At 28.2% G+C, this 19,886-nt stretch carries 20 protein-coding genes; 6 read left to right on the plus strand and 14 right to left on the minus strand.

The genetic code is table 11. The features are described 5' to 3' along the window. The first annotated feature begins 416 nt into the window (after positions 1 to 416). On the plus strand, positions 417 to 722 hold the full coding sequence (locus Q1X91_RS04890) for a DNA/RNA non-specific endonuclease (RefSeq protein ID WP_300753976.1): 306 nt from the start codon (positions 417 to 419) through the stop codon (positions 720 to 722). Between the two features lie 148 nt (positions 723 to 870). Here the strand turns inward: Q1X91_RS04890 and Q1X91_RS04895 are convergent, their stop codons facing one another. The 7 genes from Q1X91_RS04895 to Q1X91_RS04925 all read right to left on the minus strand — a co-directional run bounded on the left by Q1X91_RS04895 (position 871) and on the right by Q1X91_RS04925 (position 9,892). Then, entirely contained in the window at positions 871 to 3,357 is a 2,487-nt protein-coding gene (locus Q1X91_RS04895; protein WP_300753921.1) for an ATP-dependent Clp protease ATP-binding subunit, read from the minus strand. Between the two features lie 169 nt (positions 3,358 to 3,526). Further along, entirely contained in the window at positions 3,527 to 3,856 is a 330-nt protein-coding gene (locus Q1X91_RS04900; protein WP_300753923.1) for a hypothetical protein, read from the minus strand. Continuing rightward, positions 3,853 to 4,425, minus strand: a complete 573-nt coding sequence (locus Q1X91_RS04905) for an RNA polymerase sigma factor (protein ID WP_020005064.1) — start codon at positions 4,423 to 4,425, stop codon at positions 3,853 to 3,855. Before Q1X91_RS04905 ends, Q1X91_RS04900 begins: the two co-directional genes overlap by 4 nt. 79 nt (positions 4,426 to 4,504) lie before the next feature. Further along, on the minus strand, positions 4,505 to 6,322 hold the full coding sequence (gene clpX / locus Q1X91_RS04910) for an ATP-dependent Clp protease ATP-binding subunit ClpX (RefSeq protein WP_300753927.1): 1,818 nt from the start codon (positions 6,320 to 6,322) through the stop codon (positions 4,505 to 4,507). A gap of 17 nt (positions 6,323 to 6,339) precedes the next feature. Then, complete coding sequence (rimO, locus tag Q1X91_RS04915) at positions 6,340 to 7,662, minus strand: 30S ribosomal protein S12 methylthiotransferase RimO (RefSeq protein WP_300753928.1); 1,323 nt, start codon at positions 7,660 to 7,662, stop codon at positions 6,340 to 6,342. Positions 7,663 to 7,803: 141 nt separating this feature from the next. Continuing rightward, the gene (locus Q1X91_RS04920) at positions 7,804 to 9,129 is read right to left on the minus strand and encodes a helix-turn-helix domain-containing protein (protein ID WP_300753930.1); all 1,326 of its coding nucleotides are present in this window, start codon (positions 9,127 to 9,129) and stop codon (positions 7,804 to 7,806) included. A 25-nt stretch (positions 9,130 to 9,154) separates the two neighbouring features. Beyond that, positions 9,155 to 9,892 (minus strand): outer membrane lipoprotein carrier protein LolA, encoded by a 738-nt coding sequence (locus Q1X91_RS04925; protein WP_300753932.1) that lies wholly within the window; start codon positions 9,890 to 9,892, stop codon positions 9,155 to 9,157. 333 nt (positions 9,893 to 10,225) lie between these two features. On the opposite strand from Q1X91_RS04925, the gene Q1X91_RS04930 reads away from it, so the two are divergent. Beyond that, the gene (locus Q1X91_RS04930; protein ID WP_300753934.1) at positions 10,226 to 10,471 is read left to right on the plus strand and encodes a hypothetical protein; all 246 of its coding nucleotides are present in this window, start codon (positions 10,226 to 10,228) and stop codon (positions 10,469 to 10,471) included. 22 nt (positions 10,472 to 10,493) lie between these two features. Then, positions 10,494 to 10,859 carry an STAS domain-containing protein gene (locus tag Q1X91_RS04935; RefSeq protein WP_300753938.1) on the plus strand — a complete coding sequence of 122 codons (366 nt, stop codon included), beginning with the start codon at positions 10,494 to 10,496 and terminating at the stop codon, positions 10,857 to 10,859. 80 nt (positions 10,860 to 10,939) lie between these two features. Here the strand turns inward: Q1X91_RS04935 and Q1X91_RS04940 are convergent, their stop codons facing one another. Then, positions 10,940 to 11,335: a rhodanese-like domain-containing protein gene (locus tag Q1X91_RS04940; protein ID WP_300753939.1), complete on the minus strand. Its 396-nt coding sequence runs from the start codon at positions 11,333 to 11,335 to the stop codon at positions 10,940 to 10,942. Positions 11,336 to 11,511: 176 nt separating this feature from the next. Here Q1X91_RS04940 and Q1X91_RS04945 point away from each other — a divergent pair, with 176 nt between their 5' ends. After that, positions 11,512 to 11,670, plus strand: coding sequence for a hypothetical protein (locus Q1X91_RS04945; protein WP_300753941.1), 159 nt, complete (start codon positions 11,512 to 11,514; stop codon positions 11,668 to 11,670). 33 nt (positions 11,671 to 11,703) lie between these two features. Then, on the plus strand, positions 11,704 to 12,615 hold the full coding sequence (locus Q1X91_RS04950; protein WP_300753977.1) for a DMT family transporter: 912 nt from the start codon (positions 11,704 to 11,706) through the stop codon (positions 12,613 to 12,615). A 489-nt stretch (positions 12,616 to 13,104) separates the two neighbouring features. Here Q1X91_RS04950 and nth read toward each other — a convergent pair whose 3' ends face one another. The 5 genes from nth to Q1X91_RS04975 form a co-directional block, all read right to left on the minus strand. Then, a complete protein-coding gene (nth, locus tag Q1X91_RS04955; RefSeq protein ID WP_300753943.1) occupies positions 13,105 to 13,788 on the minus strand; it encodes an endonuclease III in 684 nt (227 codons plus the stop codon). Between the two features lie 22 nt (positions 13,789 to 13,810). Next, positions 13,811 to 14,860 carry a hypothetical protein gene (locus Q1X91_RS04960; RefSeq protein WP_300753945.1) on the minus strand — a complete coding sequence of 350 codons (1,050 nt, stop codon included), beginning with the start codon at positions 14,858 to 14,860 and terminating at the stop codon, positions 13,811 to 13,813. A gap of 166 nt (positions 14,861 to 15,026) precedes the next feature. Beyond that, positions 15,027 to 15,788: a triose-phosphate isomerase gene (gene tpiA / locus Q1X91_RS04965; protein ID WP_300753947.1), complete on the minus strand. Its 762-nt coding sequence runs from the start codon at positions 15,786 to 15,788 to the stop codon at positions 15,027 to 15,029. A 29-nt stretch (positions 15,789 to 15,817) separates the two neighbouring features. Beyond that, a complete protein-coding gene (locus tag Q1X91_RS04970) occupies positions 15,818 to 16,378 on the minus strand; it encodes a hydrolase (protein WP_300753949.1) in 561 nt (186 codons plus the stop codon). A 125-nt stretch (positions 16,379 to 16,503) separates the two neighbouring features. After that, complete coding sequence (locus Q1X91_RS04975; RefSeq protein WP_300753950.1) at positions 16,504 to 17,463, minus strand: flagellar filament outer layer protein FlaA; 960 nt, start codon at positions 17,461 to 17,463, stop codon at positions 16,504 to 16,506. Positions 17,464 to 17,648: 185 nt separating this feature from the next. Between Q1X91_RS04975 and Q1X91_RS04980 the strand changes: the two genes are divergently transcribed. Next, on the plus strand, positions 17,649 to 18,665 hold the full coding sequence (locus Q1X91_RS04980) for a hypothetical protein (protein ID WP_300753952.1): 1,017 nt from the start codon (positions 17,649 to 17,651) through the stop codon (positions 18,663 to 18,665). A 223-nt stretch (positions 18,666 to 18,888) separates the two neighbouring features. On the opposite strand, the gene Q1X91_RS04985 is transcribed toward Q1X91_RS04980, so the two are convergent. Next, on the minus strand, positions 18,889 to 19,872 hold the full coding sequence (locus Q1X91_RS04985; RefSeq protein WP_300753954.1) for a glycosyltransferase family 9 protein: 984 nt from the start codon (positions 19,870 to 19,872) through the stop codon (positions 18,889 to 18,891). Positions 19,873 to 19,886: the final 14 nt, after the last annotated feature.

Raw genomic sequence — 19,886 nt, forward strand, 5'->3', positions numbered from 1 at the left:
TTCAAAAATTTTATTTCTTCGTCTGTTAAATTAAAATCCATATTTTGATTATACCATAAATTAAAAAATTGACAAACTTAAAAATTTTCAGTATATACCAAATAATACCAAATATAAGATGAATTTATACTTAAAAAAATATAAAAGTCATCTTTTAAAATGTTGTATACGGTCAAATATTAATTATAATATCTTAATTAAAATAATTGATAATAAATTATATAATGATGAAAAAATATATTTTTTATTTAATGGTTATATTCTTTTTGCCTTCATGCAAAACCAATATGATATACAATATAAGAGATAACAATGATAAATCTCATTTTATAAAAATAGACAGAGTATAATATTTAAAACCAAATATAAAATACAATATAGACGGCACAGAATATAATACCGATACCCTATCAAGAATATATAAAGTTACAAGAAAAAATACTTTAATACTTTCTAATGCTAAAAGGAATAATTATGCCCAAAGAAAAATAGTAGAGCTTTATGGCATAAAAGGCTATGATCAAGGCGGACATATTATAGGCAGACAATTCGGTGGATCTCCTAATATTGATAACTTAATACCAATAAGTAAAAGTTTAAATATAGGCGAAATGAGAAAAACAGAAATGGAATGGAGAGATAATCTAAACGAAGGTAATGAAATAAAGAATATCGTAATAAATATAGAATATATATATATACCAATATGCGTCCTAATATAATAAGGATTAATTATACAGTAGATAAAGATTATACCAATTATAAAGTAATAAAAATATTTACTAACATAGCAGAAACAAGCAATTAAAAAACGCCCCAAAATTATAATACAATTTTGAAGCGTCTTAAATATTTATAGGAGTATGTTAACTAACTTTTGGATAATTCCTTATCTTCAGTCTTAACTGACTTAGTATAAGAAAATATCAAAGAGCCATCATTAGCATCAACATTAATAATATCACCCTCTTCTATATTACCAAACAATATTTCTGTACTCACATAATCTTCTATTTCTTTTTGTATAGCTCTTCTTAAACTTCTAGCACCATACTTCTTATCAAAGCCTTTATCTATAATATAGCTTTTGGCTTCTTCAGTCAAATTGATCACTATATTTCTTTCTTTAATAGCTTCATTCAATTCTTTAAGCATTATATTAATGATATCTTTAAGATCATCTTTAGTGAGGGTATGGAAAACTATAATATCATCTATTCTATTTAAAAACTCTGGATTAAAGTTTTGTTTTAATTCTTCCAAAGCAAAATTTTTGATATCATTAGTATCTTTTTCGCTTCCAACAGCATTAAATCCTAAAGAACTGCCCTTAACTATATCCCTAGCACCTAAATTGCTTGTGATTATAATTATAGTATTAGAAAAATCAACCTTTCTTCCAAAATTATCAGTAAGCTGTCCTTCTTCAAGCACCTGTAAAAGTATATTAGTAACATCAGGATGAGCTTTTTCTATTTCATCAAAAAGTATAAGAGAATAAGGTTTTCTTCTTACTTTTTCAGTAAGTCCGCCGCCTTCTTCATAACCAACATATCCAGGAGGAGCTCCTATAAGTCTGCTTACAGCAAATTTTTCCATAAACTCACTCATATCGATTCTTATAAGTGCATCGCTGTCTCCAAACATAAACTCTGAAAGTACCTTAGCTAAAGCAGTTTTTCCAACACCAGTAGGTCCCAAGAAAATAAAACTTCCAAGCGGTCTTTTAGAAGTTTTAAGCCCTGCCCTGCTTCTTCTTATGGCTCTCGATATAGAAGCTATTGCCTCTTTTTGACCTACAACTTTCTGATGAAGTTCTTCTTCCATATCTATAAGTCTTTTGCTTTCTGAGTTTAAAAGTCTTTTTATAGGTATATTAGTTATTTCTGATATTACATGTCTTATATCATCTTCTTCTATATAAGTTTCAATTTTTTCTCTTTCTTCACGCCATTTTTCTTCTTTCTTGGCAAGCTCTTCCTGCAAAGCAGTAATTTCATCTCTTATTTTGGCAGCCTCTTCAAAGTTCTGATTATCAACAACATTCTTTTTCTCTTGATTAAGTTCCTCTATTTTCTTTTCTAAATCTTTAAACTCCTGAGGTCTTGTCATATTCATAAGTCTTGCTCTTGAACCAGCTTCATCTATCAAATCTATAGCTTTATCAGGCAAATGTCTTTCTGAAATATATCTTTTACTTAAAACGGCAGCAGCACTGATAGCTTCATCAGTATATTTTACTTTATGATGTTCTTCGTATTTTGATTTTATGCCGTTTAATATCTCTATAGTATCCTCTATGCTAGGTTCTTCAACATTGATAGGCTGAAATCTTCTAACTAAAGCACCATCTTTTTCTATATATTTTTTATATTCATTGATTGTAGTTGCTCCTATACATTGAATTTCTCCTCGTGAAAGAGCAGGTTTTAACATATTAGCAGCATCTAAAGCACCTTCAGCTCCTCCAGCACCTATTAATGTATGAAGCTCATCTATAAATATTATTATATTATTTGCTTTTTTAATTTCTAAAACTATATTTTTTATTCTCTCTTCAAACTCACCTCTATATTTAGTACCTGCCACAACAGATGACAAATCAAGAGTCAATACACGTTTTTTAAGAAGTATATCAGGTACATCAGCAGCTACTATCTTCTCTGCCAAACCTTCAACTATAGCCGTTTTACCAACACCGGGCTCACCCAAAAGTATAGGATTATTCTTTTTTCTTCTTGAGAGTATTTGCACTACTCTCATAACTTCATTTTCTCTTCCTATAACTTTATCCAAAGCCTTATCACGTGCTAATTTAGTTAAATCGCGGGCAAACTGATCTAATGTAGGTGTTTTTACTTTTTTTACTGTTTCATCTTGATGAGTCTGCTCTGAAGAAGATATATTACTTCCAGCCACACCAAGCATTTTTAATATTTCCTGTCTTAATATAGTAAGTTCAAGCCCCATGCTAGTAAGTACATTATAAGCAGTACCTCCCTCTTCTCTTAAAAGCCCTAGAAGTAAGTGTTCTGTACCTATATAGTTATGACTTAAAGCCCTTGCCTCTTCTGCCGACCTGCTTATAAGTTTCTGCACTCTAGGAGCAGTAGGCAATGTACCAAATACTTTTGTAGATGAAGACTTAACCATAGCAGATTCAAGTTCGAGTTTTAATCTATCCAAATCAATTTTCAATCTAAGTAAAACACGTGTAGCCAAAGCCTCTGATTCATGAAGAAGCCCCAAAAGAATATGCTCTGGAGTAACCATATCATGATTTAATCTTTTAGCTTCTTCCTGAGCATATAGTTCTATAACCTTTTTTGCTTTACTTGTTAAATGAAATTGAAACATATTACAATCCTATATATAACATTATATATAATTATTTTTATAATTTTTAATTTAATAGCTATTATTATCGGCTATAATAGAAATACTATTATTAATTAAAGCCTGATAAAATCATAGATTTAATATATAATGGTGCTAAGATATAAAAGTATTAATAACAATTTGTATTTTAAATAAAACTGCTATTAGATACATTAACAACATTTATATTAGTTCTAGCAGTTGATGCAGTATTTGTCTTAGTATTAGTATCATCTTGAGGATTAGAATATAGTAATGATAATACCAATGCTAAAACTATTGCCGAAGACAGAGCAAAAGAAAGCCTAGCAGAACACATAAAGGCATAAAAAGGATTAAATTCATTTTTTTTGGAACTTTCCATTTTAGCTCTCTGAAGCATATACTGCCATTCTCTATCAGGCAAACTAGGCAAATCGAAATAATGTTTTCTTCTTTCAATTTTGCTTTTAAATTGCATCATCTCATGTAATTTCATAAAAGAGTCCTTTCTTTTTCTAATAGCGATTTCATTTTTTTAAGGGCATAAGAATAATTACTCTTAGCTGAATCGCTTGATATATTTAAAATATCAGCTATTTCCTTATATGAGTAATTCTCATAATATCTCAATATAAAGACATCTCTCTGTTTTCCTTTTAATTTTGTAGAGGCATTGTATATTTTCTCCTGAAGGTATATCCTCTCATATTCTTTTTCGGTATTATACCTCTTATCATCTACTACCTCTAACTTTTCTAAATACGGCGACTCTCTTCTATAAGCTTTAGAATACATATTTATAGCTGTATTGCTTATTATACGATATAGCCAGCCTTTGAAATAATTACGTTCTTCATATCTGTCTATAGCTTTGTAAACACGTATAAGTACATCTTGTGTTAAATCCATAGCATCTTCATAATTATGCATGAAACGATATGACAAATTAAATATATAATTTTTATATCTAGTTAACAATAAATCTAATGCTTCGCTGTCGCCTTTTTTATGTGCCTCTATAAGTTCATAATCTTTTAATAATTCTTTTTCTTTAGTTTCTATCATCTCTGCAAACTCCAATTATCTGTTCTTAAAATAATATATACACATTATTTATAACAAATACAATAACATTTAAGTAAAATCAGGCCATATAACTTTCTTTAACAAAATTCTTATTAGAACCATCTGTTTTCTTTTTATCATTTCCTGAGTTTACTGCCTCTTTCTCGTTAAATGCACACTCTATATCATATTTAGTAAGAGTAAGAGTGCTGCCTTTTATGCCGTCCAAATTAAAAAGTATATTAACCATTGCTGTTTCTACTATACTTTTTAATGACCTTGCCCCCATATTCATACTAGAAGCCTTATCAACTATAAAATTGATAGCCTCTGAGGTTACAGTAAGTTTTTTACCTATACTCCTAAAAAAGTCTGTATATTTTATAATAGGAGATTCTGAAGTTTTTGTCAAGATATCTTTTAAATTTTCCTTCGTAAGCTCATTTAAAGTTACAATTATAGGTATTCTTCCTATAAACTCTGGTATCATACCATATTTTTCTATATCTTTAACATCAACTTGGCTTAATATTCTATCCTTTTGAAGTTTATTAATAACCGCATTAGAACCGAAACCTAAGCTGTTTTCTCCTTTCAAACGCATTTTTATAATATCATCAAGCCCCACAAAAGCTCCGCCGAATATGAATAATATATTTTTAGTATTCATAAGTATGCCGTCGCTTGAATGCATCATACGCCTATCGCCGAACTCTGGAACTCTTATATCCTCCCCATTCATCATAGAAAGCAAAGCCTCCTGAACAGCCTTATCTGAAGGATTGCCTGTAGTAGACTGATGTGCATCCGCCTTCGCTATCTTATCAACTTCATCTAAAAATACTATACCATGCTGAGCATGCTCCAAATCCCCATTAGCCTTCCTATATAGATTGTACAAAACAACCTCTACATCATCTCCTACATATCCTGTTTCTGTAAGTGTAGTAACATCAGCACGGGCAAAAGGAAGACCTAAAATATCGGCTAATGTCTTTACCAAATAAGTTTTTCCAACACCTGTAGGTCCTATCATAAGTATATTAGACCTGAAAGGTATTTCTTTATTTCCGCTTATTCTAAGACAATGCAGATATGCATGTACTGCCAATGCTTTTTTAGCCTCGTCCTGACCTATAACTGTTTTATCAAGTTCTGCTACTATTTCTTTTGGGGTAAGTATATCTGATGATTTTTTCTTACCGCCTGCTTTATTTTCTAATGTATATTTTCTTATAACTTCTTCGCTGTTTATAACTCCTTCTATAATACTATAATTATCTTTCTCCAAAAAAGCAAAAATAATCTTTGAGTTAATAAATGTTATAAGAGTATTTGATATCTCTAATATACCGCCGCTTGGATATGGTTCATGAGATAAAGCAAATATACCGCTTGACATTAATTTACTTTTAGGATCAAAATAATGATATTTATTTATATATATATCTGAATTTAAAGTAATAAGTTCTAGTATACGTCTGATAGATATAGCAGACATAGAATCCCCATAAATTGTATATACTAAAACCGAATACAATATAAATCTCTCATCTAAATTAAGTTCTCTCTCAGCTATAAATTTTTCTATATTAAAATTATATTTCTTAAAACTAGATATTTTTCTTACATCTCCCTTTAATGAATTAACAAGCAAATCTACCTCATTAGCATTATTGACAGCTTTTTCATTATTAGTAACCATTTCATCTTCATATCCTAAAGCTCTGTCAATATTGCTGGATAATCTTCTAGTCATATCATTTCTGTCGGATATCAAATTTAGCGTATAAACTATCTTAGTAATTATTTCAAAATATGCCCTGAAAGCATCTTCTCTGTCTTTATATTTTTCCTGATTTTCTTTAGTTTCTTCACTATTATTTTTCTTCTTCATAAATAATCCTCCTAAAACTATTTAACCAAATCACCTATTAAATCATATTCTGTATGATGAGTAATATTAACTTTAACTATATCGCCTATATTTATATCATAATTATTTTCATTATAAACTTCAACACAGCCGTCAACCTCTGGAGCATCGTATTTACTTCTGCCTATAAACTTATTATCATCTTCTTTCTCTTCTATTAATACATCTATAGTCTTTCCTATAAATCTTTCAAGTCTCTCTTCAGAAACCTCTATAGCAGCCCTCATAAGTCTTTCTCTAAGCATCATCTTTTTGTTTCTGCTTATTTTAGGCTTATCTATAGTCAATGCCTTTGTATTCTCCTCTTCAGAATATGTAAACACACCTACCCTATCTATTTTAGCACTTCTTACAAACTTTATTAATTTCCTAAAACTCTCTTTAGTTTCACCTGGAAAGCCCACTATTAAAGAAGTTCTTATTACAGCATTTTCATCATAGCTTCTTATTCTATTTATCATATTTCTGTAAAATTTGTAGGCTCTTTTTCCTCTGTTCATATCTTTAAGTATTTCTTCATCAACATGCTGCAAAGGTATATCAAAATAAGGAACAACTTTATCTATAGTAAAAAATGCTTTTATTATCTCATTATTTAATACAACAGGATTCTGATATAATACTCTTATCCATTCAATACCTTCAATTTTTGAAAGTTCTTTAAGCAAATCCGGCAAAGCTAATTTTTTATAAATATCATGTCCGTAATATGTAGTCTCCTGTGCTATTAAATTAATTTCCTTAGCACCATTTTTGGCATAATTCTCAGCTTCTTTAACTATATCTTCAATCTTTCTGCTTCTATGCTCTCCCCTAATATTCGGTATAGCACAAAAACTGCACTTGGCATGACAGCCGTCGCTTATTCTTATATAAACACTGTATTTAGAACCTGTATTTAATCTATCCCCATACTCTTTATATTCTGTATTGTCTTCTCCGTCATGAAAACCGTCTTTATTTACAGCTTCCAATATCTTTTCCAAATCATGTATGCCAATAGCTGCATCAACCTCTTTGAACATATCAAGAAAATTATCTTTATATCTTTCACTCATACATCCGGATACTATAAGTCTTTTGCATTTTCCGTATTTTTTGTACATAGAATGGTCAAATATAGCATCAATAGATTCTTTTTTTGAATCCTCTATAAAAGCACAAGTATTTATAACTATAACATCAGCCTCTTCTGGATTATTTGTAACATTAAATCCATTTTTTTGTAAAATAGCTAATATATGCTCTCCGTCAACCGTATTCTTCTCACAGCCCAAACTATGTAAATATATATTCTTCAATTAATTATCCTTTATATTAAACTTTGTATCACATAAACTTATATTGATAAATATTACTTCTAAATAAATTTACCTAACTTAATAAATTTACAATATATTTATAAAAAAACTATAACAATTTAATAATTTCTTATAAAAATATTATTTAGTATCTGACATAACAAGATTATATCTAGTAGAATCATTAAGATTCTTAATCCATTTTATAGTCTTATTAACAGTCTCTCCTGCACCGCCTACATTAATAGTTTTTCCATTAACTTTAACTGCCACCTCTCCAGCATTACCTATAGTAAGCATAACAACATCTTTAGCCTCTAAATACAATGTCTTTCCGCTTAAAAGATTTGTTGTAGCAGGTCTGTTGGAATCTATAAAATATCTTACATATACAAAATGCTTAGCTGTTATCTCTATTCTGATATCAACTTTTTCTGTATCCTGTTCTATATAAGTCTCTCCGTTTATAACAAGAAGATTAGTAGAAACTGTATTATTATAGTTGGTACTGTTTAATTCAGCCTGATCTATTTCGGAATTATATCCTGTATTAACCATCTGATTTTCTTCAAGCCTTTCCATTTCAACTGTAGCAGAATTATCATAAACTTCTATGACGCTTATCTTAAAATCATTTATACCATTGCCGTTTAAATCCAATATTATAGGATTGCTCTTAGAAAATGATAAATCCTGACCATTTACATTAATATGAACAACATTGCCTATAGTATTAAATCTTATAGTAGCTGATATGCCTAGAGGCTTAAAATATATAACATCACCTACTTTAACACTTTGTCTTGCCTTGCTGTCAACTATATTTTTGGATATTTCTGTTTCATTTCTGTTTTGTTTTTTGTTTGAAGTAAAAAAGCCCAATATATTATTTCTATTAACAAATATAACAGCAAGAACTACAATTACAGCAAGTATGATAATTACTGTAGGAATTACTGATCTGTTTTTGCTTCTTAATTTATAGAGATCTCTTTTTGCCATAAAAAGCAAATCAGCTTCAGCATTACTAGAATTTATATTTTTATTTTTTTTATTTGTTTCTTTTATAGTTTTTTCTTCATTTTTTTCTGTATTTATTACATCTTTTAGGCTTTCTTTAGCAGGAGGCTGATTTTCTTTTTCTTTACTGTTATCCTGTTCAGTATTTTCTTTTGTTTTCTTTACATTTTTAGTAGTTTTAGTATTTTTTAATAGATCCTGTTCTGATTTTATGCCATTTTTCTGTAAATTATATCTCTCCAAAACCATATTGGCATCTAATGATAATTTGTCGCTTAGATTCTTTATAAATCCTTTAACATATATTTCACCTGGTAATACATCAAATTCTTCATTTTCCAATGCTTTTATAAATCTGGCAACTATATGAGTAGAAGCCTCTAATTCTTCTATTGTAAGCCCTTTTTTCTCTCTAGCATTCTTTAATATTTGACCAATAGTTTCCATATAAATTTCCCTAATAAATCCTTAATTAATTATTTGCTACTAAACCATCTTTTAATACTTGCATATTTTCTTCTATTACTGGTTCAAAATCCTTGTTTCCGTCCTCATATTTTGGGTTATATCTTATACTTGTAAATAAATACTCCACTGGAACATTAGTTGTAGTTATTCCTAATATTCTTATAATCATACCAGTATCATCTACCCATAAATGTATTTTTGTAAAGCCTGTTCTGTCTACACTAGCCTGTTTAGATGTCAAAAGCATATGATATGCTCTTCTGTTATCATTGCCTGCATAAGATGCACTATTATATTTTGCAATACCGAGTTCAGAGTCTTTAAAACTATTAATAGATACTAATTCACGTTCATTATAAAAATCTATATTAAATTTACTTGTAAGTCTTAATATGCCTTCTGCTGTATAAATAGCCCCAGAATCACCATAATTGAGTTTCTGCTCTGCTACAACATTATTTCTAGGGAAAATTATCCATAAAGTCTCACCATTGCAGTATATTGACTGTCCGTTAGCTCCGCTTGTATACTCCATTTTAAATAAATTAGGATTTTTAGTTATTAGTTTGCCGTAGGATAATTTTTCTCCGTTACGTTCTACAAAATTAGCAGAAAATCCGTTTATTTTTGAGAATCTATTGGATATCATGCTGACAACTCTCTCGGGGGTCATTATTTGAGTATATGTTATTGAAGATAATGATATGGATAATAATATAATAAAAAGTATTATTTTTTTCATAGATATTTTTATTTGTCCTTAAATAAAGTCGGTATAATTTATACTAATATTATATGATATAATAAAAAAACATAAAAAACAAGCATTTTATTTTTTATTTGGAATCATTATTTTTAATAAATCACAAAAAATTCATACTCATTTTCGCTAAAAAACGAGTATGAAACTCGAATTTTTTATCTATATATATAATTTTTATTAATTATAGGAACTATATATTACTTCACATTAATGACTTATTTTAAATATAAAGTATATTTAAAAAATAGAATAAACTATTAAACAAATCACATTATATATCAAAATAAACCATATACATTTAGGAGGCTAACTATGAAAATGAAAAGAATAGATAATACTAAATATAATATGTCAAAATATAAAAGCATATATAGTAATAGAAGTGCAATCATACAGAATGATGAAGAGATAGTGCTTCTTCTTGGAAATGAGATGCGTAAAGAAGGAGTTGTAGATGTAGAAGCTGCTGTATATTTATCTCTGCCTAGTTTTTTGAGACTATATGATACTTTAAAAGAAAAAGTTGATATGTTCAAAAAAGGCGGAAATTTATTATAATTAGAGGAGATTATTAAAGTTTATGAAAAATAATTATATAAAAGAATACTGCATCAAAAATAATAAAAATATTATTCTTATAATAGAAAAAGATATTAATAAAAAAATGTACAATGAACTTTATAGTACATTAAATAGACTTTTAGAAAATGGAAGCAAAAATATTATAATATATTTCAGAAACAGTATAAAATATATTATATCCAATGCCATATATCTAATGCTTGAAACTCAGAAGGTACTTGAGTTTAGAGGAGGAAAAATGATACTTACTGGATTAAATGAATATGCGAAATGGTCTGTAAAATCATTAGAAGCTCATAAAAAAATAAAGATATTCGATAATATTCAAAATGCAATAGAAGATATAGAAGAAATTACTGCATAATAAAAATAAAATATATATAATAACAAAAAGCAAGGAAAAAACTCCTTGCTTTATTTTTTGTTGTTTTTTAATTATAAAAATTAATTCTGATTAGTTAGTATAGCATTCACAAAATCTGTATAATTAATATTAGCCAAATTATATACATGAAGAAAACCATTTGTAAACATTATAGCTGAGGCTACAGTGGATCTGTTACCGCTTCTGCAATATACTATGTACTCTTTATTTTTATCTAAAAGATTTATTTTACTTGTAAAATCAGTATTTAAAACATCGATATTAATTGAATTAGGAGCACTTCCAGACATATACTCTTCTGGAGTTCTTACATCTAAGAGAACCAAATTTGTAGATTTGCTCATTAAATCTAATGCCTTTTTTATATTAATATTATCATAACCGTTTTTAGAGCATGATGATACCATTAATAAAAATCCTAAAATCAAGGCAAAACATAATAAATATTTTCTCATATTTTATATATCCTTTTATAATTTATTTTTAAAAATATTATGTTAATTAATAGTGTTAATAATATTATATTTATATATTTTGTCAAACTCTTTTAATAATAAAATAATTTTAATTTTATATTTTCTTTACTTTTCTGTTTTATATAGTAAAACTTTTATACGGGAAATTTTAAATAATGATAAAAAAAGTATATTGTTTATTAAGTATAATAATGCTATTATTATTAATATCATGTGCTGATAAAAGTGAGAAAGAATCAAAAGAAAAAAAATCTCCAAATGTGATGGAAGATGATGAATATATAAAAAATATAATAAAGGATTCTTCTAAATAATTTAAAAGCATTTAAGAAATGGAAAAGACAACCATGTTTATTAATAAAAAAACAAAAGCCTATGCTGGAACTATTTTCAGCGTATTAATTTGGGGTATAACTTTTATTTCTACTAAAATATTATTAAATGATTTTTCACCTATAGAAATTCTTTTAAGCAGATTTGTATTAGGTTTTATACTTTTAATGATAATATATCCTAAAAATAATAAAATCTACTCAAAAAAAGAAGAAGCATTATTTGCAGCTGCTGGAATAACAGGTATAACGCTTTACTATCTATTTGAAAACATGGCATTAAATTATTCTCTTGCTTCAAATGTAGGAATTTTGGTGGCAGTAGGTCCTTTATTTACTGGTATTTTTTCGTCTTTAATATTAAAAGAAAGATTAAAAATAAATTTTATTATAGGCTTTATATTTGCTATAGTAGGAATAGCAGTTATAACATTTAATGGAAAGTTTATATTAAAAATAAATCCTCTAGGAGATATGCTCGCCATTCTTGCTGCTGTTATGTGGGGGCTTTATTCTGTACTTATAAAAATGATAGGCGATATGGGATTTCACTCTGTTACAATAACAAAAAAGACATTTATGTACGGAATAATATTTATGATACCAATAATGTTTTTTGTGGGATTTGATGTTAATATTAGAGATTATATAAAACCCATAAATCTTATAAACTTTTTATTTTTATCATTTGCAGCATGTACTTTATGCTTTATAGCTTGGACATATTCTACAAAGATTTTGGGTGCTGTGAGAAACAATACTTATATATATTTCATACCAATAATAACACTTATAGCTTCAAAAATAATATTAAATGAAAATATTACAATATTTGCTTTGATAGGCGTAGTATTAATATTATTAGGCGTTATAATATCAGAATCAAATTTTGCCTATTTTTTATTAAAGAAGAAAGATAATATTTGATGCTAGAAGTCTATTATATACCTAAACAATATGATTTGTCAAAAATAAAATTATATTTTCTTTTTAATATCTGGGGCTTTGCCCCAGACCCCACTTCTTTTGTTGCCACAAAGAAGCAAAAAGGCTAAATTTAGTAATTTATTCTACATGTAAAACATAAATTAGTACTATTTAGTATTATTTTTAAACTTGCACTTTTTGGTTCTTTTTGCGGCGGGAAAAAGAACTGGGGGTTGCCGAAGGCACGCAGAGCGGGCACGACTGTGTGCTTCGCAGGGCTAGTCCCCGAAAATAATAAAAATATAAAAACTAATTTTGACAAACTATATTTATTTAGGTATATACTAAAAATTTTTAAGTTTGTCAATTTTTTTATTCAACTTTTGGTTAAGCCCTCCATACCTAACAGTAAAATAGGACTTCTTCAAAAAAACCTTATATCATAGGTAAACTCAGATACTCTTTGCAAAAGTTAAATATAATACTATTTTATTTACTTTTTTTAGAAGGCTTTTTCTCTTTATATTCGTTTTTAAAATAATCGCAATACTGTGATACTGTGCATTTAGAGCATAAAGGAGAAACAGGCTTGCATAAATTCTGCCCGTACACCACCAAAGTATCATTATAAACCCTCCAATACTCCTTAGGCAGCTTATCACGCAAAGCAAACTCAGTCTCTTCAGGTGTTTTTGTATGAACATAACCGAATCTGTTTGATATTCTATGCACATGCGTATCAACACATATTCCGTCCTTATCAAATGCTTCAGTTACAACCAAATTTGCAACCTTTCTTCCAACACCTTTAAGTTTAAGAAGTTCATCTATCTCATCAGGCACTTTTCCGCCGAAATCATCTATAATCATCTTTGATACTTCAAGTATATTTTTTGCCTTTACTTTATAAAAACCTACTGGATATATAAGTTTTTCTATTTCCTCTTCTGTTAGTTTTAGCATATCTTCAGCCGTGCCTGCTTTTTCAAACAAACGCATAGAAGCATCTCTTGTAGTAGGATCTTTTGTTCTAAGAGAAAGCATTGTAGATATTAAAATTTTATAAGCATCTCTATTTGTAATTATTTTTATCTCAGTTACAACAGGCATAGGCATTTCTTTTGTAACTTTAGTAAGTTCTTTCATTATTGGGTGAATATCATTGTCATTCATAAAATAAAACCTTTATAATATATTATTTATCAAACAAATACCAAAATTTAGAATCTCTCTTCACAAAAGGTTTTAATTCTAAATATGTAAAGTCTATTTCTATAATACCCTGAGCATATCCTGATATTTTATATAATGGCCATATAAATTTAACACCAGTAGGAGTGATATCAAATATGTCGCTAAGTTCTATAGAATAAAAATCAAAAAAATCTCTTTCTGTAAAATTTCTAAGTAATTTACTTCGCATTAAATTGATAAGCTCTCTGTCATTCTTATTTTCTAAAAGTTCTGATAAATTAATCCCTATTCTCTCTCCAGTTGAAATTAAATATATGGAAGGTACAAAATTATATATTCCATGTGTACCTCCAGCATATGAATAGTTATAAATAGAGAAAGATATTATTTTTTCATCTAAAAAAGAAACATTAATTTCCTTCTTCATATAAAAATCAGAACTACTATAAGATGAATCCTTCCAGCTTTTATAATCAGATATAATCTCATTATTTAAAAGCAATTCTATTCTTTCAGAATTAAGAGACATTATACCATCAACATCTAAGGAAATTTTATCTACAGAATTGACTCCCTTATCATTATCGACAATAACAGCATCTTTACTAGATTCAAAAATATAATCTCCGTAATCTATTTTTAATGATGAATTGATAATATCCAAATTGTTTATAGGATAAGATTTGTTATTTGCAAACTCAAAATTATATTTAGTATTTCCATCATAAGAAGACCATTCTCCAGAAAATACCATACTCTCTGAAACAGTACCGCTAAAATATCCTGTTATTCTATTATTTACTTTTTCATTTATACTAATAATATTATTAGATATACTGCCTTCTATATTGATAAACTGGTTTATACTGTCATAATAATATTTTCCTGTAACAGCTTTATCATTAATATATAAGTATAAATATATTTTAGAGTTTCCTATATTACCACTGCAAAAATAAAATTTCCTTATATATGATTTAGGCGATTGAGAAAATAAAATATTTGAATAAAAGACAAATACCAATATAATAAAAATTCTAAACAGCTTCAAATTACACTCTTTTATGAGATTTTTAATTTTATTATATATATTTCAAAAAATAAAACAAGTACTTTATAATTATAATTAATATAACAAATTTTTTAATATAATACAAAAAAGAGTATATCATATAAAAATGATATACTCTATTATAATAAATTATAAAAATTATTTTTTATTTAGCGATATAATTAACTATTCTAGCAAATTTATCAGCCGCTAATGAAGCTCCGCCAACCAAAGCACCATCTATATTAGGCATATTAAGCAAATCATCAGCATTTTTTTCATTAACACTTCCGCCGTAAAGTATAATCATTTCTTCAGCAACATTGTCATTATAAAGAGATTTCAAAGTTTCTCTTATAGTTTTGTGTACTTCATCAGCATCTTGAGGAGTAGCAGTTTTACCAGTACCAATAGCCCAAACAGGTTCATATGCTATAACAACTTTTTTAGCTTCGGCTTCGCTTAAACCTTTAAATGCTTCTTTAGTTTGATTACTTACTATATCAGAAGTAATTCCTTTTTCTCTTTCTTCTAAATGCTCACCTACACATAAAACAGGTATAAGATTTTTATCTAAAGCTCTTTTTACTTTTTTATTTATAAGTTCATCTTTCTCACCGAAAATATCTCTGCATTCAGAGTGTCCTACAATAACATATTCACATCCTACAGCCAAAAGCATATCAGCAGAAATTTGACCTGTAAAAGCACCTTTCTCTTCAAAATATAAATTCTGAGCTCCCAATTTTATATTAGTACCTTTAACAGCATTATGTACATCACTTAGACAAGTAAATGTAGGAGCTATCATAATATCTCTGTCTTTAACATCTTTAACTAAATCTTTTAACTGATTAACTAATTCTAAAGCTTCTTTATTAGAATTATTCATTTTCCAGTTACCAGCAATAAGTTTTCTTCTAGCCATTTAAAAAATCCTCCGATTATTTTTTAATATTATCCTTTTAATAATTTACTAAGTTCTTTAAAACAATCAACTTTAGAATGTTCTATATGCCAGAAAAGAATCATTTCAGTACTCACAATATTAGCACCAATTTTTCTCATCTGTTCTAAAGCTATATATTTATTTTCTTTAGTTCTTGATGAGCAGGCATCAGCAACAACATAAACATTATAACCATTATCGATTAAATGTAATACACTATAATATACGCATACATGTGTCTCAATACCAAAAACTATAATATTTTTTTTATCAAAAGAATTAAACTCTTTTACAAAATCTTCAGTTCCAAATATACTAAAGTAATCTTTAGCAAATAATTTATAATCCTTTGGAAATACTATCCTCTCATCAGTAGCACCAAGACCTTTTGGGTATTGTTCTGTTACTAAAACTGGAATATTATAAATATCAGCAGTTCTTAATAAAATGTTTGTATTCTTGATTAAAGGATCAATATCACTCATAGTAGGTATTATTTTACTTTGCAAATCTATACAAATATATAATGAATCCTCTTTATCAAGTATAGGTTTATTCATTAATTTCATAAATAAGTCCTTAATATGATTTTGATATAAATTATAAGACAAAATGATAAAAAATACAAATAAAAAAAGGGGAAACTTTTTAGTTCCCCCTTAATTTTCATATTTAGCTATACTAAAACTGATTATTATTGAGCTTGCTCTTGAGCAGCACCTGTATCAGCAGCTGCACCGTTATCAGCAGTACCTTGTTCTTGAGTACCATCACCGATACGTCTTTGTTCAAGGTCTCTTAATTCAGCTTGTTCACGTATTCTAGCAGCTTCTATAGCTTGTTTTCTATCATTTTCAGTTTTTAAGATCTGCCAAGTACCTTCATCATCGATATCTTCTTCAGCATCAACAACTACTATATCGTACTCAACTGTTACGTCTTTAACATAAGTGATGAAATCGCCGCCTTGAGTATCTTTAGTTCTGTAGAAACCTAAAGAATCTAATTTGATAGAAGGAACCATTCTAGGATAAAGAGGTTCTCTTACTAATACTCTGTCGCGAACATTAGGTAAATATTCTCTATTTTCCCATCTTACTTGTCTCCAACCATTGAAGTAAACAGTACCCATAGGATAAGATTTTAATTCGCCGAATTCATTTTGTAAGTTTACAAAATAGCTAACTAAGAAATTACGTCCGTAAACCCAAGAGCTTATAGATTTAATTTCACCAACGTTATGTATAACACCTTTACCTTCTGTATATTTAGCACCATCAGCACCGCCATACATTTCAAGTTCATATACTGGTTTTACTAAAGCATAACTGTTCCAAGCTGCTAATGGGAAATGTACTCTTATACCAAGAACTTTACCAGCTTCCCAAGCACCATTGTTACCTTTACTGTCTACGTTAGTAACATAAGAATTTCTGCGATTTTCTGTTAATCTAGCAGATTCATTCAACCATACTACCCAGTTATCATTATAAAGATTTTCTGCAACTGGAACTAATTCATTTGTATCACCTTCTCCACCTTGTAAGTTATCAGCATTACCAGTTAAAGCAAAATCAATCAAAGTTGAGTTTGTTAAACCGTAAGCAGATGCAGCGATAAAAATGGAAGTTAATACTACGAATAACTTTTTCATAATTTATTGCACTCCTTGTACTAATTAATAAGCATAATAATACAACTTTTATACACTAAATTTCCTAATTTGTCAAGCAAATTTAATTAAAAAATAAATCATTATTTGACATTATCTATTATTAATGTACAATCTTACAAAAAAATGTAGTTATGTAAATTAAACAGACCAAAAAAGGATAGAAAATGGCTTCAAAAAAAACATCCAATAAAACTCATACTATTAAACCGCCTATACTATTTTCAAAAACTCAGGAAATTATTAATAAAATTACAAAACAATTAGATGCACCGCTGCTTTCTTATTGGAATTCCAATGGCGGAAGCGTATGTCAGAATGATGTTATAGTGTTATCTGATATACTTAAACATATTGGAAAATGCGATAAAATATATTTCTTTATAAAAAGCTCAGGAGGAAGCGGACAGGCTTCTCTTAGAATAGTTCATCTTCTTAGAAAGTCTGCTAAAAAAATCGTGGCATTACTGCCTTTGGAAGCTGCAAGTGCTGCTACTATGCTTTGCTTGGGGGCTGATGAAATACAAATGGGACCTTTAGCATTTATAACAGCTGTAGATACTTCTCTTCAGCATGAACTTTCACCTGTTAATAAAGACAATAATTTAGTTTATGTAAGTCAGGACGAACTTGCAAGAGTTATAAAATTATGGAAAGAGCAGGCAAATAATAATGACAGCAATCCGTATGAACATATATACAAATACATACACCCTTTAGTTTTGGGTGCCGTTGACAGAGCATCAAGTTTGTCAATAAAACTATGCAAAGATATTTTATCGTATCATATGGACAATCAAAAACTAATAGATGACATATCAAACTCTCTAAACTCTGCTTATCCTTCGCATAACTACCCTATTACTATAAGAGAAGCCAAAAAATTAGGTCTTAATGTGAAAGAAATGGATGAGAAATTAAACGAATCATTAATGGCTCTAAATGAATACTACTCTGAAATGGGACAAAAATCATGCACAGATTATGATGAGTTTAATTATCATGATAATGAGATACTTAATATACATGAAGGTACTGGGGTTCAAATATACTATCAGGAAGATAAAGACTGGCATTACAGAACTGAAGAAAGAAGATGGATCCCTATGAATGATAACAGCGGCTGGATAAAAAATACTTTAATAAACGGAAAACAAAATAAAAGCATATTTCATATAAGATAGTTTTATTTACAAATACCTATAATAATTTTTATTATGTTTTTTATAATTTAGCTATTTAACAATACTATGTTATACTTTTATTTGCTAAATAGCTAAATATTTATAAATTTAAAACAATACTCATATAAAAATATTATTTTTTTAATAATAAAAAATTTTATAAATAGACTTGTATTTTATTAAATAAGTCTATTAAAAATAATTTATTTAATTGTGATTAAAATTAATTAATCAATTCTTCAAACTTTCTTATTGCTTCATCAGGCTTTATAATTTCTCGGCATTCAAAAGTATTAAGTTCGCATTTCTTTCCGCCGCATATGCAGGCTGGATTATCAGGCTTTTTCTCTATAGCATGACTATTTATACCTATTGGGAAATTTTGATATGCTGGTGTTGCAAAATAAAGTGCCAAAGTAGGAATACCAACTATAGAAGCCACATGCATAGCTCCAGAGTCATTTCCTATAAAACCATCGCACAAACTTAAAATTGCTGCTATCATATCAAGAGACATATATGGTATAATAGGATCATTATAAAGCATAGCTGATATTCTATCTGATATATCTTTCTCATTCGGAGTGGTAATAAACAAAGTTAAAGCATCATATTTTTTAGATAAATAATTAGCTGTTTCAGCAAAATACTCCTCTTTCCAAATCTTTCCAAAACTATTAGTTGCTCCTATGCCGTATGCAAATATCTTTTTATTATCTGGATTTACTGTTTTTAAATAATCTTTAGCTTTATTTAGTACTTTTTCTTTTATATTAAGTTTAATAATGGGTCTTTCTTTATCTATTCCTATAGCTTTAAGCAAATTAACATAATAATCAGCAGTATGTATCCATCTTACTCCCTTTCTATCAACTGCATCAGTAAGCATAAGGTCTCTGTAATCAGCCTTATATCCTATACGCCTTTTTATACCATGTCCAAAAACCCTAAAAGCACTCTCAAATGAATTAGGAAACAATATTACAGTATCAAAACGGTATTTTCTTAAATGCGGAAATTTTTTTACCTCTAAACATTCATCAACTAAATCACTAGCATTGAATATACCAAACATAGATTTTTTTGTCATTACTGTAATTTTTGCCTCTTTATACTTTTCCCTTATAAGATAAATAGCTGGAAAAGACATAATTATATCCCCAAGCCAATTAGGCGAATGTATAAGTAAATTCTCAATATCCCTCATAAATAATCTCAAAA

Source organism: uncultured Brachyspira sp., assembly GCF_949287625.1.
Lineage (GTDB): Bacteria > Spirochaetota > Brachyspiria > Brachyspirales > Brachyspiraceae > Brachyspira.